Here is a 1,169-nt window from a genome sequence, read left to right as displayed (position 1 = left end):
TGCCGGCTTCCGGGCCGACCAGCAGGCGGTCCTCGCCGAGCAGGCGGTTCACCAGCGTCGACTTGCCCGCGTTGGGACGACCGATCACGGCGATGCGGATCGGCTTGTCCGGCTCGTCGATCTCTTCGATGAAGATGTCGGCCGAAGCGGCCAGAATGGCCTGGAACAGATCCGCCATGCCCTCGCCGTGCTCGGCGGAGATAGCGACCGGCTCGCCGAAGCCCAGGGCGTGGGCCTCGCCGACGCCGCCGCCGCTCTCGCGGCTCTCGGCCTTGTTGGCCAGCAGGATGATCGGCTTGTGCACCTTGCGCAGCCGGTCGGCGAAGATGCGGTCCAGCGAGGTCACGCCCTCACGGGCGTCCATCATGAACAGGATCAGCTCGGCGTCCTCGATGGCCGCTTCCGTCTGCTCGCGCATCCGGGCCTCGAGGCTGTCGTCGGTGACATCCTCATAGCCGGCGGTGTCGATCAGCGTCAGATCCATGTCGCCGATGTTGCCGTCCGCATAGCGGCGGTCGCGGGTCACGCCCGGGCGATCGTCCACAAGCGCCAGACGCTTGCCGACGAGGCGGTTGAACAGCGTCGACTTGCCCACGTTGGGGCGGCCGACGATGGCGACTTTGAGAGCCATGTCGGCCTTCTAACGCAGTTTGGGGGTTTCCGTCAGCGAATGCTGACGACGTCGCCCCGGTCGGTGAGCACATAGACCGAGCCGTTGTAGGCGGCCGGAGCGATGAAGGCGGCGCCGCCGAGCTTGAGCGTCGCGGTCTGGAGGCCCGTCTTCGGATCCAGGGCGACCAGTTCGCCCTCGGAATTGACCAGCAGCAGGCGGTTGGACGCCAGCAGCGGGCCCGACCACGCCGGAGTCACGGTCCGATCCCAGAAGCCGAGGAAGCCGCCTTCCTGGTGGACGCGGCCCTCGTTGAGGTTGCGGGTCCAGTAGACCTGGCCGCTGTCGCGGTTGACCACGGTCAGTTCGCCGGTCTTGGACACGATATAGACCACGTCGCCGACCGGCAGGGGCGCATTGACGCCCGCGATCGGCAGTTGCCACTTCGGCTGACCCGAACGGATGTCCATGGCCGACAGCACGCCGGAGTGGGCGACGGCGTAGACGATGCCGCGGCTGATCACGGGGCGGCCGGCGATGTCGCGGATTTCCGACAGGG

2 protein-coding genes are annotated in these 1,169 nt (G+C 67.9%); both read right to left on the bottom strand.

Annotated features, from left to right (window positions below; genetic code table 11):
- Window positions 1-631: GTPase (locus Q0C81_RS14140; RefSeq protein WP_291839202.1), on the bottom strand; the 631-nt coding region annotated here is incomplete at its 3' end.
- 32 nt (window positions 632-663) lie between these two features.
- The coding region (locus Q0C81_RS14135) for a PQQ-binding-like beta-propeller repeat protein (protein WP_291839199.1) at window positions 664-1,169 on the bottom strand (506 nt) is incomplete at its 5' end.

The organism is Brevundimonas sp. (assembly GCF_023259385.1).
GTDB lineage: Bacteria > Pseudomonadota > Alphaproteobacteria > Caulobacterales > Caulobacteraceae > Brevundimonas.
The sequence above is the reverse complement of the archived record's forward strand: the minus strand, read 5'-3'. Positions and strand labels throughout refer to the sequence as shown.